At 29.4% G+C, this 674-nt stretch carries 1 protein-coding gene; it reads left to right on the top strand.

The window, feature by feature from the left end; translation table 11 throughout:
- A partial coding sequence (locus LPC13_RS16735; RefSeq protein WP_234089033.1) for a siphovirus ReqiPepy6 Gp37-like family protein occupies positions 1 to 674 on the top strand: 674 nt, incomplete at both ends.

Below are 674 nucleotides of genomic sequence, written 5' to 3'. Positions count from 1 at the left end.
GTGGTCAAATAACTAAAATTAATATAATAGATGATACAGTAACTATAAAGGGGTTTGGAATAGGATTTTGGTTTAATAGCAGAATAACGGTTCCTCCAGCTGGAAAAAGTACATATTCTTTTAATAACTATGCTGAAGACATTCTTTATAATATAGCTTATGTTAATGCTATTAATGCAGAAGATCCTAAACGTAACTTTGAAAACCTATATATTAACTCTAGTAAAGGTAGAGGAAATAAAATAGCTTTTGAAAGTAGATATAAGGTTTTATCTGATGAATTAGAAACAATAGCTAAAACAAGTAAGTTGGGGTGGTGCATCTATTTTGATTATAGGAATAAAAGATTTGTATTTGAAACTTTAGCAGGGGTAGATAAAACGGTAAATCAACAAGATAATCCACCTGTAATATTTTCAAAAAGATACGATAATATAGTTGAAAGAGAATATACAAAAGATATTTCAGGGTGCAAGAATTGTGCAATTGTAGCTGGCCAAGGAGAAGGTGCTGCAAGAGAAATAGTAATTATAAATGATAGTTTAAGTGGATTAGATAGAAAAGAGTTATTTGTAGATGCTAGAGATATTGAAGATGATTCTAACTTAACGGATAGAGGTAAAAGTAAATTAGCTGAAAATACTATTACTGAAAGTTTTGAAGCTACTATAGAT

It is taken from the genome of Clostridium celatum (assembly GCF_021412605.1).
In the GTDB taxonomy this organism is placed as follows: Bacteria; Bacillota; Clostridia; order Clostridiales; family Clostridiaceae; genus Clostridium; species Clostridium celatum.
Note: the sequence above shows the minus strand (reverse complement) of the source record. Positions and strands in the feature narration are given on the sequence as shown.